Below are 17613 nucleotides of genomic sequence, written 5' to 3'. Positions count from 1 at the left end.
CATTAAATATGAATCTAATTTTAAAAAACCTAAATTTTAAATTAAAATCTAAAAACTCTACTCTTATATTAAAAACTAATTTTAAATTTTATTTTATATAAAATCTCTATAAAGATCAATCTTCTTCTTGATTGAATATTTCAGGCTTGTAAATTTCACCTGGATTCATTATTACCACATCAATTGAGGGATCCAATTGTTTTACAAAATTAGAAAACACGACCGGGTCCTGTCCAATAGCAGGAAATGTATTATAATGCATTGGAATAACAGCTTTTGGAGAAATCCAACGGGTTGCAAGTGCTCCCTCAAAAGGACCCATGGTGAATTTATCTCCAATTGGTACCATAAGAATATCTGGTTTATAGATATGTCCAATAATATTTTCCATATCACCATATAATGCAGTATCTCCAGCATGGTATATCTTCTTACCGTCAGGTAAAGTAAATAGGAAACCTGCCGCACTGCCTCCTGGAACTGCACCCTCTTCAACAAAGTCAATATCGGAAGAGTGTATAGCATCTAACATGGTAATCTTGATGTCATGAACAAAAACAGAACCACCGATATTCATACTTACAGCTTCAATACCCTGTCTTTGTAGGAATAAGGCAATCTCAGCATTAGAAATTACAATAGAATTATTCCTCATAGCAATCTCATATGCATCACCGAAATGATCTGAGTGACCATGGGTTATACAGATTATATCAGGTTCTAATTCCTCAACAGGTATGTTACATGCAGGATTATTACTGATAAATGGATCAATCAATATCTTTATCTCCTCATCAGTAGTAATCTCAAATGCAGAATGTCCTAACCATCTTATTTCCATAATTAACCTCCCTAAAAATATTAATTGTTAATAGATAATTTGTTTATAAAAAAATAAATATTTTTTCAAAATTTAAAAATAAATAGAATTAGATAAATGATCTTAAAAATCAATAGAAAAAAAGAAAAGCTAGAAGATGCTTTCAAATGAGAGCCTAGTAAAAATTGTTAAATGGATAATTAAAAAATCATGCATGAGCCAATACCTGGCTATTAACTGCCTGTGCAATATTCCAAGTTGAATCAAACATGTTTCTAATATCATCAATAGATGTTTTATCGGTATAAACCGCACCATATTGGAATCGTTTATCCTCCTCGGAATCAGAAACAATTAATGCATAATCATCGTCTATTATTAAATTGATAGTATCTAATTTCGGCATTGTTCTAATTTCCACATTCTTTTTAACAATTGAATTTAGAATCAAAGCCTCGGATAAATCAGCAGTATCAATATCTTCAATAATAATTTTAGTTGGAATATTTGAAATATTCTCTAAAAATTCATGGGACAAATCTTTAAGTGAACTTGTAATCAGACAGATTTCATTAACTGCATTTGCAGACAATTTATCAAATGCCTCCTGAGTAGAAATTCTTCCATTAGAACTAATTACATAACTTCTTAAAAGCTTTGGAATAGGAAGTGACTCGGGATTATTAGGATCTATTTCAATTTCATCTTCCTTAATAGGGGTAATCGTATCAGGAATAGTATTTGGACTAACAACCTTATCTTGATTTTCAGGTAAATCTGTAAGATTACTTAATTCAAATGGACTACCATAGATATTAGCCTCATTTAAAGGATTATCATTATAGAAACCATAATCCTCATCATTATTTGGCAACTCCCTAGAATGGTCTTCATTAACAAAATCCTCAAAATCAGTGTTATAAACTACAGAATTGGAATTGTGACCGTTTTCAGCTAAAACTTCTTCTATTTTTTCAGATTTTTTAGATTTAGGAATATTGGAAATATTCAATAATCCATTTGAACGACCTTCTTTTTTAGTAGGTTTACGAGTAATTTTTAAAGGTCTTTCATAGTTAGGTGTGAACTGATAAGTTTTATCTGTGAATTTAGATGTAGGATTTTGTACTTTTAAGACAAGTTTTGAATCATCTTCATCATCAGAATCTTCATAATCATCATAAGACCTGTAAGATCCGCTGTTTTCCAAATCTTCAAAATTAAGTGAGTCCATGTCTTCAATCTTAGTTTTTTCAAATTTAGGTCGTTTAAGATTAATGTTAATATTATCACTTAAACCTTCAACATCTAGATTTTTAATTCTATCTTTGGTGGAAGTTGTTTTACCTAATACCTGGTTTTCATTGCCAAAGGTAATAATTTGATTAGAGGTTGAAGTAATTATTAAATATAAACCGCATACACCTACAATTAGGCCTAAGATAACAATAAATTCCCTTAAATTATAAAACATATTTAATATTAATACTGCTATTGCCATAGCTAGCAATAGAAATCCTGAAAAAACTTTTACTAAATCCGCCAATCTTTACACCTACTAAAACTCAAATTAATTACTGAATTAACACAATTTAAATATTAAATATATGTTTAAATTTAAAAACATTTAAAGTTTATTATATTTTGTATAAAAATTAAAAAAGATTAATAGAAAGCTATTAGAAAAAATAAACAATTTAGAAAATAAATAAAAATAAAACCACATATTTTCCCAATTATTAAATAATTTTTTCCATATGAAAAAAATCAACTTTATTGAAAATTTTAAACACCATATAAATTTTTAAAAAAAAATAATCTGAAAAATTCCGATAAATATTAAAGATAAAGCAATAAATTCTTTTTAAAATCTAATTAAACTAAAGAATAATTTATATATTCCAAATATTATTAAGATTCTTATATATTTTAAGAAAAAAATAAGAAAAGATAATTATTAAACAAATTAAAAGGATATTCTGGTGATTAGATGAATCAGATAACATATAAAATAGATAGATTGTTTAAAGATGATGGTGGACAAGGTGCAGCGGAATATATCCTTTTATTGGGAGGAGTAGTAATAATTGCAATTATTGCACTTTTAATATATAGGTCATATATAAGCTCATCATCAAATCTTACAGCAGAATCCGATACCAATTCAATAAGACAGACTTTGAATAGCTCAATATAAGATGAAGATTCTAAGGGAAAATAATAGTCAGATAAGTGCCGAATTAATACTGCTTCTAGGTTCAACAATCATTATTGTAATTATTGTTGGAGAAATGGTTTTTAGAATAAATGAGGATATAAATTCATCACTTAAAAGACTAATTGAAACTGGAAGGAATAGTAGCTTGAACAATTTATAATTTTTTAGTTTAAAGGTTAATCTGGTTGATTAAACTGGATTAACCTATTAAATAACTAATAATTTAAACTATGATTGATTAAACTAAATAAATATTTTTAATAATTAGAATGTAACTACTAATTTTTTTAATTTAAACTTAAATAAAAAAGAGATATTGTTTTAAGGAGAATAACCAATTCAATGAAAATTTAAAATGATTTAATTAAAAATTAGAATCTATAGATAGACTAAAATTAAAAATCCAAAAAAAGTATAAAAAAAGAAAATTAATAATATCTACTCTACTAATTTACCAAGGATATCTTGCCAGGAAGTAGATTTAATATTATCAAGTTCCATACTTTCTCTTTTAATAGTAAGCAAGTTTTGTGGACAAGCTTTTGCACATGAACCACATAAATTACAGTGTTCAGGATCCATATGAGATTCATTATCAATGATCTCTACAGCATTACAAGGACATACATCTTTACATGCATGACATGTTTCACCCTTACATACCAATTCTGGATCTCTTAAGATTTCACCAATAAACGGTTTATTTACTTCAATAGCGTCTGCTGGACAGACGGATTTACACCATCCACAATCAATACATTTTCCTTCAATGAAGACAGTACCAGTAATTTGAGGTTTTTCAATTTCTTCATTGTGCATACAAGTACTACAAATAGCAGTGATTGCATTTTCAGGACAAGCTGCTTTACATACCTTACAATAAACACATTTGGAATCATCTACCTCAATAGTATCCGGAATTCCAAATTCATTATTTGATGTAACAGTAATTGCACTTGCTGGACACAATTCTGAACATATTCTACAATAGATACAATCCTCATCATTAATACTGATTTCACCTACAAGCAAATCATTACGGTCAGGTAAATCCCTTTTAAAGAAAATTGTATCTCTAGGACATGCCTCAACACATCTACCACAGAAGAGACAGTCTTCTTCATTGATTTTTGCATCATTATGCCAATTTGGATAGTCTTTTAATTGTGAGATTTCTTCCCCATCAATTTTAAGAGTTAAAGCACCGAAAGGACAAGAAGATGCACATAAACCACATAAAACACATTCATTTTTATTACATGAGATATAATCCATTTTTAAAAGTCCTCTTGCAATAGGTACAATTGGACCTAATCTTAATGCTTCAGTTGGACAAGTATCTGCACAAATTCCACAACCTACACATTTATCATTATCATGAATTAATTCCCTATTTTCTAAGCCTTCTCTTGCAAAAAGTGACATAGGAAATACCCCATTTATACTTTAGATATTGCTTGGTTAGGACAATTTTGAAGACATAAATCACAATCATCACAGTTTTCAGGAATGATTTTTACATCCCCATTATCCTCAACTAAAGCGCCTTGTTCACATAATTTTATACATAAACCTTCGCCTGGACAATTTTCAATATGTCCACACTTATCTACGTCTATTTGAATAGCCATTAAATCACCTATAAATTTTATATATACTATTTATCTCGATATGTATATATAAACATATCGTTTTGATTCTATTAATGAAAAGTTTTAAAAAGTAATTAAATCAATTTTCCTTTTTTATCAATTTCTCCTTTACGTATTCTAGTAGAAGAAATAGGAATACCATCATCTGCCAAAACAAAGCTTACCACTACAATATCAATAGGATGCATACCTTTATCCACCCTTATTTGATTTATTTCAAGGGCTGTAGGTTCTGTCTCCTCACTAACCACTATAGCGTCATAATCCTCTTCAAAAATTGTAGGTCCATATTTATCATCTAAACGGATCAAATGAAAGTTATCAAAATCCTTAAAAAAATTATTTAAGTTAGACATTCTAACTTCACAGGAATCAATATCCCCTTTTAATCCACCAAAAGCATCAGAAGTTACACCAATCTCAACAAACTCCCCTAATTGAAATGCAGTTTCCAATAATTTCCTATGCCCATAATGAAACTTATCAAAAGTTCCACCAACAACTACCTTTTTGTATTTTTTCTCACTCATAAAATCAATTGAAATATTTTTAATAGATAATATATCTATTAATTTATTTATACTTATCTTTATATTTTTAATATAAAAAATCATAAATAGAAATAAAGGCATAAAAGGACCTGAATTAAAAAATAAAAAATAAATAAACAATATTTAAAGGATATTAACTGATAAAATATCTAATAACAAATGAGATATTCAATAAAAATTATAAAAAAATTATAATTAGATTAAAATATAAATTAGGTATTAATAATAAACTAGTTATAATCAAACTAACTTTAAGGTAAAATTATGATTTATGAGGAAAACATAGTTCAAAAAAAGATTCAAAACATAGACATTAGGTTTGGATTAGTTTATCCGAATGTTTATAAAATAGCTATGTCTTCATTAGGTTATCAGATAATATATAATTTATTAAATGATAGAGACGACTGTTTCTGTGAGAGGATAATATTCCCGAATACAAGAAGCATTGAAACAAACAGTCCCTCATCCGACTTCAATATACTCAGTTTCACAATACAATTTGAGGAGGATTATTTTAATCTTGTAAAGATATTGAAAGAATCAAATATCCCCTTAAGAAGAGAGGATAGGACAGACAAAGATCCATTAATAATAGCTGGAGGACCTACGGTTACCGCTAATCCGATGCCTATTGCCGATTTTGTGGATATTTTTATTATTGGTGAAGGTGAAAATGTTTTAAGTGAATTTTTAGATCTTTACAGGGAAATTCCTAACCCCCATGAAAATCTTGATAAGTTTTTGGATATCGAAAGTCTATATATTCCAAAATTTAATAATAAAACCGAAATATCCCTTATTGAAGATATGGATAATGGATACCATATAACCTACCCAATAATTATTCATACAGACGATAAAGAATACACTCCTGTTTTTCAAAACGCCATAATGCTAAATGTTTCAAGAGGTTGTAGTAGAGGATGTAGATTCTGTATGTCCGGATATCTGTACAGACCTACAAGAGAAACCTCACTTGAAAAACTTATTGAAATAGCTGAGACCTCAAGAAAAAATAGTGGACTTAACAGAATCGCTTTAATTGGACCTGCGGTATCTGATTACTCAAGAATAGATGAATTAATAGAATCCCTTGAAGAAAGAGGTTTTGAAATATCAACACCCTCCATGAGAATTGAGACCATTACAAACAAATCCTTAGAATATCTTAAAAAGAGTGGCCTTAAAACTTTAACGATAGCTCCGGAATCCATATATCATCTTAGAAAACGTATCAACAAGGATATTCCAGACGAACTAATAGACAACCTAATCGACTCTGCATTAAACATTGGTTTTAATCTAAAATTTTACTTCATAATTGGTTTTCCAAATGAAACCAAAGAGGATATTATAGAACTTAAGGATTATATAAAAGATATTGATTCAAGAAAGGATAAAATAGACCATTCCCTATCAGTTAAGTTCAGCATAAATCCTTTAATTCCCAAGGCTCAAACACCCCTCCAATGGGATACCTATAATATGGCTTCAATTAAAAAAAAGATAAAGTATCTTAAGAAAGAACTTAATGGAATAAATCTTAAATTTGACAGTCCCAAACTAGGATTAAAACAATATATATTATCATGTGGCGGTAAAGACATCTCCAAGTTAATTGAAAAATCTGCAGATGAGAATATTGGTATTAAAGAATGGGAAAAACATGTCCCACAGTATAATACTGATGATAAACTACCATGGGACAATATAGATTTAGGATATAGGAAAGATTTTCTAAAAGAAGAAAGAGAAAAAATGGATTTGAATATTACAACCGAGTGGTGCCAGGAGAGCAAATGTTATAATTGTAAATATAATTGTTACTATTAATGATTTAATTAATTAGAATTATAACATTATTTTAATTTTTAGAATAAAACCGCATAATCGTTATAGTTAGTTTACAACATTATAAAAAAAGTCCCTTATTCGAAATTATAACGAATTATTGATTTAAAAAAAATCACATAAATCTTAAATTTAAAAAAAAAATTATTAAATTAAATAGGATTAACCTTTAAAATATTAAATAAAATTAACCACAGATATTATTATATCATATAAAAAAAGACAAATATATTTAATTTATTTTAAAAAATTCAAATTAATCATTTAAGAGGTTACAAGAATGGTTAAATCAACATATAGAACAAGTTTAATTGAATTATCACAGATTAGGAAAATGTTCGAGAATACGAATCCGGATGCTATTAACTTAGCTATTGGAGAACCTGATTTTGATGTTCCGGAAAACATTAAAAATGCGATGAAAAAAGGAATTGATGATAATTTTTCTCATTACACCCCCAACAGAGGTTATGAAGAGTTAAGGGAAGAAATTGTTAAAAAACTATCAAAAGACAACCACATTAAAACCAACGCTAACGACATAATTGTAACTTGTGGAGCTAGTGAGGCATTAAGTGATTGCTGTCAAGCATTATTTGAAAAGGGGGACGAGGTTTTAATTCCAAATCCCGGATTTTTATCTTATGAGGCAACTGTAAAATTAGCCGAGGCAAAGCCAGTGGGATATGAAACACCAATGGAGAGAGGATTCAAAGTTAAAACCGAGGATATTCAAGAAAAAATCACTGAAAATACAAAAGGAATTATCTTAAACAGTCCTTCAAACCCTACAGGAGCAGTGATAGATAAAGAGGACATCAAAGGTATTGCAGATCTTGCAACCGATAATGACATAATGATCATCTCAGACGAGATATATGAAAAGATCATTTACGACAATAAAAAACATTACTCCCCTGGAGCATACAGTGATAATGTTATTACAATTAACGGATTCTCAAAAGCATATGCAATGACAGGTTTAAGACTTGCATATATGAGTTCACCATCCTACTTTACAGAGGAGCTTCTTAAAGTTCACCAATATACTACTGCCTGTGCAAGTTCAATATCCCAAATAGGTGGAATTGAAGCATTAAGGGGGCCTCAGGAATCAGTAAGTAAAATGGCAAAAGAATTCGAGAAAAGAAGAGATTTAATTACAGATAGCTTAAACGATATGGGATATGAATGTGTTAAAGGTGAAGGTGCCTTTTATGTATTTCCAAAAGTACCTAATCCTGAGGAATTCGTTAGAAAAGCCATGGATGCAGGTGTACTCTGTGTACAAGGAATTGCATTTGGATCTGAAGGTAAAAACAATGTAAGAATGTCTTATGCAAATTCATATGAAAATATTGAAAAGGCCATGGACATTTTAAGAAAAATATAATTAAATATTTTAAATTTCTTAATATTTTTCCCGTATTACTTACATTTTATTTTAATAAAACTCCAATCTATAAACTTATTTTTTTAATATTAACTTTAATATATAAATTGATAATATGAAACTTCAATACAGACTTATTTTAATAGAAATAGCTAATCAATTGATTAACACTAAAAATTTTAAATAAATATGAAATAAAATTTCATTTAAATAAACATTATAAAATGAATAAATAAGATTAATCCCATTAAATTAAATATCCTTAATAATTAATACTTCAAACAATTTTATTTTTAAATTAAATAATGATTTATAGGACATCCTAATTTTAAAAATTAGATATTTGCCAATGATAAAAATAAATTAATAATTTTACAGTTACCTAAAAAGCATATTCTTTAAATAGGTATTAAAATAAATTAAAAGTTAATCGATAATTTTTAGTGAAAAAATATGAATGCTGATGACAGACATAAAGCTGGAAGAAATGCTGCTTTAACTGGTATAATTGGAAATACATTCCTTACAATATTCAACATTGTTGTTGGAATGATATCCGGAAGTTATGCACTTGTAGCTGAAGGTGCACATACATTCTCGGATGTTGCAACCTCAATAATTGCATATATAGGTTTTAGATTTGCAAATAAACCTGCAGATGAGGAACACCCATTAGGACATGGAAGGGCTGAGGCAATAAGCGGGCTTACAATAGTTGTTTTCCTTGCAATAATTGCATATGAAATTATAAGGGGAGCTGTTGACAAATTATTCTTCGCACAAGCCGTTACTGCTCCTTCAGAACTTGCAGGAGTAATGGCAATAATCGGAATGATAATTAATATAATCATGAGTCAGAATATCATTAGAATCGGCCAGAATATCCGCAGCCCTGCAATTGTGGCAGATGGAAAACATCAAAGGGTGGACCTATTATCATCACTTGCAATATTGATTGGGGTAATCATATCAAGATTAGGATATACAAAAGTAGACCCAGTTATTGGTCTTTTCATTGGTTTGATGATAGTTAAAATAGCTTTAGAAGTTGCAAAAGATAATATTGACAATATTATGGGAAAGGTTCCCTCAAAGGAGTTAATCGAGGATATCGAAAAAGAGGCACTTTCTATTGATGGAGTTTATGGAATTCATGATATCAGAATCAATTATTTAGGTTCATATGCAACTGTAACCTTCCATATTGAATTAGACCCTAAATTAAGCTTAATTGAATCACATGAGATTACCCATAAGGTACAAAATAAGGTAGAAAATAAAATTGACATTATCCATGGTGTTACTGCTCATGCTTGTCCTTATGGTGTAAAATATAATCATGAACAACAAATTGATGAAGAATACTGATTCTTCTTTTACTATTTTTTAAACTATAAAATAATTACCATTTCGAACTTGAAATCTAAATCAGTTAAAAAGAGCATTAAAAAATTATAGACCATAAATCCATTATAATAACAAATAACTTTAATGGATTTAAAGGAGATATAATAAAAAATTAATAAAAATCAATTTTTTAAGGTTTATGTGTAATGAGATATTAAACCAAAAAATCTATTCAAAAGATTCCTCATAGATTTTTACAACATCTTCCACAGTAAATTCATAACGATCTACTGTAAACAATATGCCCATACTATCGAATGCAGTATGAGCCATTGCCTCAAATTCATCAGGACTTACACCATAATCAGACATTTTATATCCATCAACTTTAATATCTTTATGGAATTTGTCTAACGCAGTGATGAAATCCATAGGATCCTCAGCATCTTCAATACCCATTACTTTTGCTAATTTAATAAATCTATCATCACAGACATGTTTATTGATTAAAAATTTAAAGTATGCTTTACTAAGTAGGATTAAACCTAAACCATGTGGGAGATCATGGTGGTATGCAGATAATGCATGTTCAAGGGAGTGTAAACTACTGGTATTTCCAACACTCATTACAAGACCAGATAGATAACTTCCAAATGCTACCTTTTCCCTAGCCTCAAGATCATTTCCATTATTTACCGCTTTATGTAAATAGTCATGAACATTACGTACAGCTTCTAAAGCATACATATCAGAGTACATATTAACAATACCATTGATATAACCTTCAAGACTGTGAGATATTGCATCAAATCCTTGAAATGCAGTGTATTTCTCAGGAACAGATACCATTAATTCAGGATCTATAATTGAAAGAACAGGGAATAAATCTTGTCCAAAAATTGCAGTTTTTTCTTTAGTTTCATTATTACTTACAACAGCACCCATATCTGCTTCAGAACCAGTTCCCGCAGTAGTTGGAATAGCAACTAAAGGCAATGCCTTATTTTGAGGAGTCTTTTTACCCCCTTTACCAAATTGAACATAATCCCATAGTTTTCCAGGATTATTTGCGACTAATGCAATTGCTTTAGAGGCATCCATTGCACTTCCACCACCAATTGCAATAATTATATCACATTTTTCTTCCTTAGCAACGTCTGCACCTTTATCAATTGTAGTGTTTAAAGGATTCGGTTCAATCTCATCAAATACCACATATTCGATACCTTTTTTATTTAAGTTTTCTATTAAAGTATCCAAGTAACCATTTCTTTTAACTGATTTTCCATTAGTTGTAACAATTAAAGCTTTTTTAGCATCAGGTAAAAATTCAGAAATTTGATTTAGTTTACCACTACCAAATTCAACATGAGTTGATACAGTATCAAAAAAACTATTATTAGTTTCTAAAAATTCATTTGACATAAATAATAACTCCTAAATTATTAAATTCTAATTTTATATTAAATTAAAAAAATGAGTGATTACTCATTTCTCACATATTATAATAATAAATTCACATATTTAAATCTATTGTTTTTAATAATTTTTTATAAATAAAATTTTTATAAAAATAATAAAGTCTAGGATTATATGGAAGAACATATAATTGAATCTATAAAAACAAGGGATTACCATAAGATATAAAACATTAAGTTTTAAAAGGGAAATTAACCGGAATATTTACCTTGAAGTGCAATGGGAACATATTTTTTAAATCTTTCATCCTGTAATATATCGGTATTTCTAATAATGTACTCACTTGTCTTCTTATTATTCATAGATAAAATGACTTGACTTTCTATAAATCCATCTTTTTTAATTAACTTAAGAAGACGCTTACCATATGTTAATGAAGGATTACAAAATCTCCTTTTAAGTGAGGTTAAAATAGGTTTAAAATAATCCATATTAAAAGTTTCTACAAGGTTTTCCATATCCTCAAAAATCTTTAATCCCCAATCCTGAAAACTTATTTCCTTTCCATCCTTTAGTAGTTTTAAGTCCGGAAGATAGCCATATTGTGCAACCTTCTCCTCATTTAAAATAGCCTCGTTTTGCCAATCCCCATAGTCAGACTCATCCATAACAAGCATATATATTAAAAATAGATGTAAAAAATCCATATCCTTCTGGATCAAACCACATTTATAGAAAGGATTAATATCCAATGATCTAATTTCAATATATTGAATACCATCTTCATTTAATGATTCAAGCATTTTACTTGGATTTTTAGGCTTTAATCTAATCTGTGTATATAATTCCTTAGCCTCTGATAATTTACCTTCATCTATATATCCTTGAACATCAGATGTGAACTCAGCCACATTGTTATAGCTAGGCCTTAACGGATCCAAATTTTTATAACCGCAGGAGGAATTTCTTAAGGATGGTCCTGATTCTGTATAGAAACTTCCTTTATTATCACTATACTGCATTAGATTAGTACATTCATCTGTAAAGGTTCTATGAGCCGCAACGGAACATCCCGTAAGATATATGATTAACCAGGAATGCCTAATATAATTTCTTGCAATCTTCAGATATAGTTTATCTTTAAAATCCCTATAACTAATATCAATAAATGTATCCTCAATAATATGTTTATAAAGCTCTTGAACCATCTCATCTTTAAATGAAAAATTAAAATGAATACCTGAGATTAATTGTTTTTGAAGACCATATTTTTTTGCAAGACCTTTTCTATAATCTGAAAATCTTTTAGCCAAATCCCTATCACTGGAAAATTTCGCAATGGGTATTTTATCTGGTTCTGGAAGTATACAAGGTAAAGATTGAAACCACATGAATTCATCCTCACCTAAAGAAACATTAACTAAATCAGAAATAAATGAAAAGAATTGGAATGCCTTTTCAACACTGTCAAATGCAGGAGTGATGATTTCAAATTGACTCTCAGAAAAATCAGTAGTAATATAAGGATTATCTAACTTGTTTCCAAAAACTGTAGGATGTGGTTTTAAAGATAAATGACCATTTTTTAAGGTTCTTAGACCTTCCCATTCTATTCCAAATAAACCTTCCAATAACTGTTCACCAGTAAAATATTTTTCTATATTTGATAAACTAAAAATATCTTCCATAATAACCCCTACTTAGCTAAATTAACACGCTCGTTAAAATTTCTTTTATACAGATGTTCATTAGTTTAGATAATAATTTTTTAGAGATCAGTTTTCATATTTAATATTTTCATGTATTAGTTTAAAAAAGAATTTCTTTATCCTGTTTAATTAAGATACAAATATACTAAATCCGATGCTTACTACCATAAAAAATCTCCTTCAGATACTTTATCTAATGAATTTAAAAATTTCTTAATAAAGATCAACTGTTCAGGAGTTTCAATGTATTCATTATTATGAGTGTTGGATTTAAATATTAATTTACCGTTTTTAAAGCATAATAAAGTGTTTAATGGCACATCTTCCCAATGACCATCATTTAATGGGACTGTTGAAAACATGACACCATGATTAAATTTAAAGTAGTGTAAAGAGTCTCTACAATTCATATGAACATAAATATATTCACCATCATGAAGCAAGAAGTCTAATTTGTTATTAAAAGATAAGTTTGAAACTAGATTGCTTAATAAATCAAAACGTTCTTTAACATCCAAGCTTCTATTTTTTTGAGATTCAAGTTTATTAATGTTATCAATAATATAAAGTAAAACTCTTTCAGAATCAGTACTTCCCTCTTGAATCATGGAATATCTACATAAATCTGAACTATCAAATATTGTTCCATTATGAATTAATGTCCACATTCTGTTAGAATCATCTTTTTTATAGAAAGGATGACAATTAGAGGGAATTAATTTACCTATTGTAGCTAGTCTAATATGTGCAAAAACATTTTTATTGATTATAGGCTTTTCTAAAAGATTTTTCAAATTTAAACTCATTCTTGCACAAACAGGCTCTTTATAAACAGAATAATTTGAAGAATCTAATAAAGCTAAACCCCATCCATGTGGATGACAATTACAATGAGAATAAAAGTCTTTTAAATATTCATTTATTTCTAAGGGATTATCTGAAGAATAAGCAAATAATTCACACATGTTTTACCTCACATTAATTTATATTAAAACAATAATTAAACTTATTTAATTTATTAACAAATAGAAAATAATTAAATTAAAAGAGAATAATTCTAATACAAAAATTATTAACCAATATTTAAACTAATTTATTAAAAATCTAAACATAACTATTGTTATATTTATTATCATATATAAACTTTAATAAAAAACCATGAGTTAAAATATAAAAAAATAAGCTAAATAAAAAATAAACGCCGGGAACGGGATTTGAACCCGTGTTATCCAAGGGATAATCGGATTAGCAGTCCGACGCCGTACCAGGCTGGGCCATCCCGACATTTGAAAAAAATTAAAAATTGAAGTTAAATAATCAACTAACTATTATTATTTTATTAACTATAATATAAAAGTTTTTCTATTTTACTAATAAAAAATCAGGAAGATAAGAAAACCTAAAATTTTAATAAAAAAATGGCACATCCGAAAGTGGACTAAATTCAACAATAAAGGTTATCTCAAAAACCGACTCCACTCCGCTACTCTACAAGCATTAATTGTTCATAGTAGAGCTGCTCCCTTCCGGGCCTAACACATTCCCACAATAAAGGTAATTAATTCCTACCCTCCAGTAAAAATCATACCACCATTAATCCTGCAGGACGAAGTTTCCATATCACTTTTTAAGGCCTTTATTATATCCAAAAGCCGCCTTTCGGATTTCGACCGCACCAAAGGGGATCTGTGCTTACAGAGGACCCCTAACCCTCCAGTCTAGCCATAAATATATATTATATTAATATTATATAAATGTTATGAAAAAAGTTAGATTAAAAATATAAAATCGAAAAATAGATAAAAAAATAAAATAGGTTAAAATGAAATAGGATTAACTAAACTCCTTTTTTAAAGCGGAAATAATATCCCCATCAGAAATAATTCCCACTAATTTACCATGGTCTAAAACAGGTAATTGATTAACTATTTCATTTCCCGGAGCATTATTGTCCATTTCGGAAACTGCTTCCATTACACTATCGTCAGGTCTAACAAAAGCAACTTGTTTAACCATAACATCCACTACTTTAGTACCTAAGGTATATTTATCTAAAATGAGATTATGACCTAAATCAGTAGCAGTTACAATACCTACCATTTTATTATTATCTATTACAGGCATAGCACTAATTTTATGTTTCATTAATCTTTCAAAAGCAAAAACAACCTCCTCATCAGGGTCAACGGTAACCACATTAGTTGTCATTAAATCCCGTACTTTAATGTTCTCCATCATTGGCAATTCCTCCATAAGTTTTTGTAATAGATTTTATCATGAAATCTATAGTACCTGGAATTGTTACATTCTCTATAACAGGTACATTATATTTTTCAGATTGTGTGACAATATATCTTTGAATCTTTCTAATTGAGCCAAAATTCTCCAAATATTTTTTAAGTGGTCTTCTAGCCCACATTTGACTACTTCTTGAGTAAAACCTACTTTTATGCACCTCTTCATCACTTACTTGCAAAGTGAATAATATTACATTATCTTTATCCAATAATTCTTGTTTAATAAAACCTGGAACAATATGTACTCCTTCAATTACAATACTTATTCCTTCATCAATAGCCCTTTCAATTACTGCATCCACACCTACAGCTACAGTATCAACATGATCTTTATATCCAGCAATAACTTCATCAAATTCCGGAGGTGACGGAATCCTCATAGCTTTATATGCAGTATAACTAGATTCATGAATAACTGGAGATAAATCCTTTGAAACGATTTTACGCATTACCTCACGGATCATATCCGTACTAATCATATTACGGATACCTAATCTGTTAGCTATTTCAAAAGCAATAGACGAAGTTCCAACACCAGATGCCCCTGCAATTAAAATAATTAAAGGTTCTTGACATTTAGTGATTTTCCTCCAATTAATATACTTTTCGGCAATATCAGGATCAGTTTCTTCAAGCTGTTCAACTATCATTTCAGCCAATTGATCACTCGTTACAATATCTAGACCCAAATCGTTTATTTTAGTTTCAATACATGCGGCAACTTCATAAGCTTTGGTTAAATCCATTTCAGCCCTAGTTAAAGAACGTGACAAAACGCCTTTAGAAAAAGGTTCTGTATATTTCTTACCACTAACTTCTCCTTGTACCATAATCATTTTATCACAACATTCTAATTCTTTAACAAAAAATAAAATTATCAAACAATAATCAATAATATTTTTAATACAATCATTAATAAAATTTACTAAATAATTCTAAATTGATAAATCCAAATAAGAAATAAAATAAAAATAAATAGTACTTTGTTTAAAATAAATGAAAAAAAATATACAGTAAATGATAAAAATACTTTTTTTAAATAAAAATAATAAAAAAATAAAAAATTAAAGAATAATTAAAAAACACAAGGTTAGAGAAAATAAGAAAAATAAAATTAGTAAATAATTAAAAAATACTGGATAAAAGAAAATAAGCAGGATAAGAGAAAATAAGAAAAAAATAAAAAATTAATGAACAATTAAAAAATATGGGATAAAAGAAAATAAGCAGGATAAGAGAAAATAAGAAAAAAATAAAAAATTAATGAACAATTAAAAAATATGAGATAAAAGAAAATAAGCAGGATAAGAGAAAATAAGAAAAAAATAAAAAATTAATGAACAATTAAAAAATCATTCCAAAATAAATAAAAAATGCATTGTTGAAAATAAAGAAAAATAAAAAATTAAAAAATAATTTTTATTCTTTAAATGAGATTAAATCTACATCATAGTTTAAAGTATCATCATCAATATTAATTAAACATCCATAGTTTTCTTTAAGCATACCTGGATTTACAACAATGGTATCTCCAATTTTATCTTTTGATCTTGCTTCATGTATATGTCCACATAAATTAATATCTGGTTTAAACTCTTCAATAACATCCCTTAATGCTTTACTTCCAACATGAGTTCCATCAGGTATTTTATCTGCCTCAGTGTTTAAAGGAGGTGCATGGGTAAGTAATATTTTTACTTTAGGTACTTTGTCATTTGCCATAAAATCATATTCAGCAAACAACTCTTTAACATTGTCATATAGATGCTGATCGTGGAATTCTCCAGGAGTGTCAAATGGTGTTTTATTAGAACCTCCAAATCCGAAGATGATTACATCACCATATGCAATAATCTGATTGTGAAGACATACAGCATCGGTATCCGTGATTGCATTACAGATTCCATTAGGATCACAATTTCCAGGAACTGCAAAAACATCAAAACCTAAATCTGAAATACTGCTTATAAATTCGTCTACAAAATCCAAAGGACCGAAATTAGTTATATCCCCATTAATTAAAACCAAATCTATATCCTGATTATTTTTCAAATAATTAATGAAATCATCATTTTTTTCACCATGAATATCACTAATTGATAAAATCTTCATCTAATTACCTCTTGATCTTTTAAGTATATGTAGGTATATTCAAAATATATAATATATTTATCTATATGAAAATAATTATAAAAATAGATTAAATTACTTGAAAGGATATTTTAAGGAAAAACCAGTTAAATTTGAGGTATTATAAAAAAAGATAATAAAAAAATAGTAATTAAACTGAAATAAAATTAAAAATAATAAAAATAAGGATTAAACATGATTTATTCTAAAAAGAAAGCACCCA

16 protein-coding genes, 1 tRNA gene and 1 other RNA gene are annotated in these 17613 nt (G+C 28.3%); 5 read left to right on the top strand and 13 right to left on the bottom strand.

Translation table 11 applies throughout. From position 1 onward, the window contains the following. Positions 1-115: 115 nt before the first annotated feature. A complete protein-coding gene (locus tag ON24_RS00600; protein WP_016358869.1) occupies positions 116-841 on the bottom strand; it encodes a metal-dependent hydrolase in 726 nt (241 codons plus the stop codon). A 187-nt stretch (positions 842-1028) separates the two neighbouring features. Continuing rightward, positions 1029-2366 (bottom strand): hypothetical protein, encoded by a 1338-nt coding sequence (locus ON24_RS00595; protein ID WP_016358870.1) that lies wholly within the window; start codon positions 2364-2366, stop codon positions 1029-1031. Positions 2367-2810: 444 nt separating this feature from the next. Between ON24_RS00595 and ON24_RS00590 the strand changes: the two genes are divergently transcribed. Together ON24_RS00590 and ON24_RS00585 are read left to right on the top strand one after the other, a co-directional pair. Further along, complete coding sequence (locus tag ON24_RS00590; protein WP_016358871.1) at positions 2811-3017, top strand: class III signal peptide-containing protein; 207 nt, start codon at positions 2811-2813, stop codon at positions 3015-3017. Between the two features lies 1 nt (position 3018). After that, on the top strand, positions 3019-3198 hold the full coding sequence (locus ON24_RS00585; protein ID WP_040681587.1) for a class III signal peptide-containing protein: 180 nt from the start codon (positions 3019-3021) through the stop codon (positions 3196-3198). Between the two features lie 278 nt (positions 3199-3476). Here ON24_RS00585 and fwdF read toward each other — a convergent pair whose 3' ends face one another. The 3 genes from fwdF to ON24_RS00570 form a co-directional block, all read right to left on the bottom strand. Continuing rightward, positions 3477-4463 carry a tungsten-dependent formylmethanofuran dehydrogenase subunit FwdF gene (fwdF, locus tag ON24_RS00580; RefSeq protein WP_016358872.1) on the bottom strand — a complete coding sequence of 329 codons (987 nt, stop codon included), beginning with the start codon at positions 4461-4463 and terminating at the stop codon, positions 3477-3479. 14 nt (positions 4464-4477) lie between these two features. Beyond that, positions 4478-4669, bottom strand: a complete 192-nt coding sequence (locus ON24_RS00575) for a 4Fe-4S binding protein (protein ID WP_016358873.1) — start codon at positions 4667-4669, stop codon at positions 4478-4480. Positions 4670-4764: 95 nt separating this feature from the next. Continuing rightward, a complete protein-coding gene (locus tag ON24_RS00570; RefSeq protein ID WP_016358874.1) occupies positions 4765-5220 on the bottom strand; it encodes a phosphopantetheine adenylyltransferase in 456 nt (151 codons plus the stop codon). A gap of 285 nt (positions 5221-5505) precedes the next feature. On the opposite strand from ON24_RS00570, the gene ON24_RS00565 reads away from it, so the two are divergent. The 3 genes from ON24_RS00565 to ON24_RS00555 all read left to right on the top strand — a co-directional run bounded on the left by ON24_RS00565 (position 5506) and on the right by ON24_RS00555 (position 9856). Beyond that, complete coding sequence (locus ON24_RS00565) at positions 5506-7077, top strand: radical SAM protein (protein WP_016358875.1); 1572 nt, start codon at positions 5506-5508, stop codon at positions 7075-7077. Positions 7078-7375: 298 nt separating this feature from the next. Then, positions 7376-8488, top strand: a complete 1113-nt coding sequence (locus ON24_RS00560; RefSeq protein ID WP_016358876.1) for a pyridoxal phosphate-dependent aminotransferase — start codon at positions 7376-7378, stop codon at positions 8486-8488. Between the two features lie 453 nt (positions 8489-8941). Continuing rightward, positions 8942-9856, top strand: a complete 915-nt coding sequence (locus ON24_RS00555; protein ID WP_016358877.1) for a cation diffusion facilitator family transporter — start codon at positions 8942-8944, stop codon at positions 9854-9856. Between the two features lie 207 nt (positions 9857-10063). On the opposite strand, the gene ON24_RS00550 is transcribed toward ON24_RS00555, so the two are convergent. The 8 genes from ON24_RS00550 to ON24_RS00520 form a co-directional block, all read right to left on the bottom strand. Next, complete coding sequence (locus ON24_RS00550) at positions 10064-11260, bottom strand: iron-containing alcohol dehydrogenase (RefSeq protein WP_040681586.1); 1197 nt, start codon at positions 11258-11260, stop codon at positions 10064-10066. A 245-nt stretch (positions 11261-11505) separates the two neighbouring features. Continuing rightward, the gene (locus ON24_RS00545; RefSeq protein WP_040681585.1) at positions 11506-12942 is read right to left on the bottom strand and encodes a glutamate--cysteine ligase; all 1437 of its coding nucleotides are present in this window, start codon (positions 12940-12942) and stop codon (positions 11506-11508) included. A 182-nt stretch (positions 12943-13124) separates the two neighbouring features. Beyond that, a complete protein-coding gene (locus ON24_RS00540; RefSeq protein ID WP_040681584.1) occupies positions 13125-13928 on the bottom strand; it encodes a class II glutamine amidotransferase in 804 nt (267 codons plus the stop codon). Between the two features lie 234 nt (positions 13929-14162). Further along, a tRNA-Ser gene (locus ON24_RS00535) sits at positions 14163-14247 on the bottom strand. A 131-nt stretch (positions 14248-14378) separates the two neighbouring features. Then, positions 14379-14692: signal recognition particle sRNA (gene ffs / locus ON24_RS09075), an RNA gene on the bottom strand. A gap of 104 nt (positions 14693-14796) precedes the next feature. Then, positions 14797-15201, bottom strand: coding sequence for a CBS domain-containing protein (locus tag ON24_RS00530; protein ID WP_016358881.1), 405 nt, complete (start codon positions 15199-15201; stop codon positions 14797-14799). Next, positions 15185-16096, bottom strand: a complete 912-nt coding sequence (locus ON24_RS00525) for a 2-phosphoglycerate kinase (protein WP_016358882.1) — start codon at positions 16094-16096, stop codon at positions 15185-15187. Before ON24_RS00525 ends, ON24_RS00530 begins: the two co-directional genes overlap by 17 nt. A 583-nt stretch (positions 16097-16679) precedes the next feature. Then, complete coding sequence (locus tag ON24_RS00520; RefSeq protein WP_016358883.1) at positions 16680-17372, bottom strand: metallophosphoesterase family protein; 693 nt, start codon at positions 17370-17372, stop codon at positions 16680-16682. Positions 17373-17613: the final 241 nt, after the last annotated feature.

This window comes from Methanobrevibacter boviskoreani JH1 (assembly GCF_000320505.1).
In the GTDB taxonomy this organism is placed as follows: domain Archaea; phylum Methanobacteriota; class Methanobacteria; order Methanobacteriales; family Methanobacteriaceae; genus Methanarmilla; species Methanarmilla boviskoreani.
This window is presented reverse-complemented; position numbering and strand designations above follow the sequence as displayed.

Excerpts from the sequence above, each read along its gene's own strand:
- ON24_RS00600 (WP_016358869.1), bottom strand. The coding sequence starts at position 841 with ATGGAAATAAGATGGTTAGGACATTCTGCATTTGAGATTACTACTGAT.
- ON24_RS00590 (WP_016358871.1), top strand. The coding sequence starts at position 2,811 with ATGAATCAGATAACATATAAAATAGATAGATTGTTTAAAGATGATGGT.
- ON24_RS00585 (WP_040681587.1), top strand. The coding sequence starts at position 3,019 with ATGAAGATTCTAAGGGAAAATAATAGTCAGATAAGTGCCGAATTAATA.
- fwdF (WP_016358872.1), bottom strand. The coding sequence starts at position 4,463 with ATGTCACTTTTTGCAAGAGAAGGCTTAGAAAATAGGGAATTAATTCAT.
- ON24_RS00575 (WP_016358873.1), bottom strand. The coding sequence starts at position 4,669 with ATGGCTATTCAAATAGACGTAGATAAGTGTGGACATATTGAAAATTGT.
- ON24_RS00570 (WP_016358874.1), bottom strand. The coding sequence starts at position 5,220 with ATGAGTGAGAAAAAATACAAAAAGGTAGTTGTTGGTGGAACTTTTGAT.
- ON24_RS00565 (WP_016358875.1), top strand. The coding sequence starts at position 5,506 with ATGATTTATGAGGAAAACATAGTTCAAAAAAAGATTCAAAACATAGAC.
- ON24_RS00560 (WP_016358876.1), top strand. The coding sequence starts at position 7,376 with ATGGTTAAATCAACATATAGAACAAGTTTAATTGAATTATCACAGATT.
- ON24_RS00555 (WP_016358877.1), top strand. The coding sequence starts at position 8,942 with ATGAATGCTGATGACAGACATAAAGCTGGAAGAAATGCTGCTTTAACT.
- ON24_RS00550 (WP_040681586.1), bottom strand. The coding sequence starts at position 11,260 with ATGTCAAATGAATTTTTAGAAACTAATAATAGTTTTTTTGATACTGTA.
- ON24_RS00545 (WP_040681585.1), bottom strand. The coding sequence starts at position 12,942 with ATGGAAGATATTTTTAGTTTATCAAATATAGAAAAATATTTTACTGGT.
- ON24_RS00540 (WP_040681584.1), bottom strand. The coding sequence starts at position 13,928 with ATGTGTGAATTATTTGCTTATTCTTCAGATAATCCCTTAGAAATAAAT.
- ON24_RS00530 (WP_016358881.1), bottom strand. The coding sequence starts at position 15,201 with ATGATGGAGAACATTAAAGTACGGGATTTAATGACAACTAATGTGGTT.
- ON24_RS00525 (WP_016358882.1), bottom strand. The coding sequence starts at position 16,096 with ATGATTATGGTACAAGGAGAAGTTAGTGGTAAGAAATATACAGAACCT.
- ON24_RS00520 (WP_016358883.1), bottom strand. The coding sequence starts at position 17,372 with ATGAAGATTTTATCAATTAGTGATATTCATGGTGAAAAAAATGATGAT.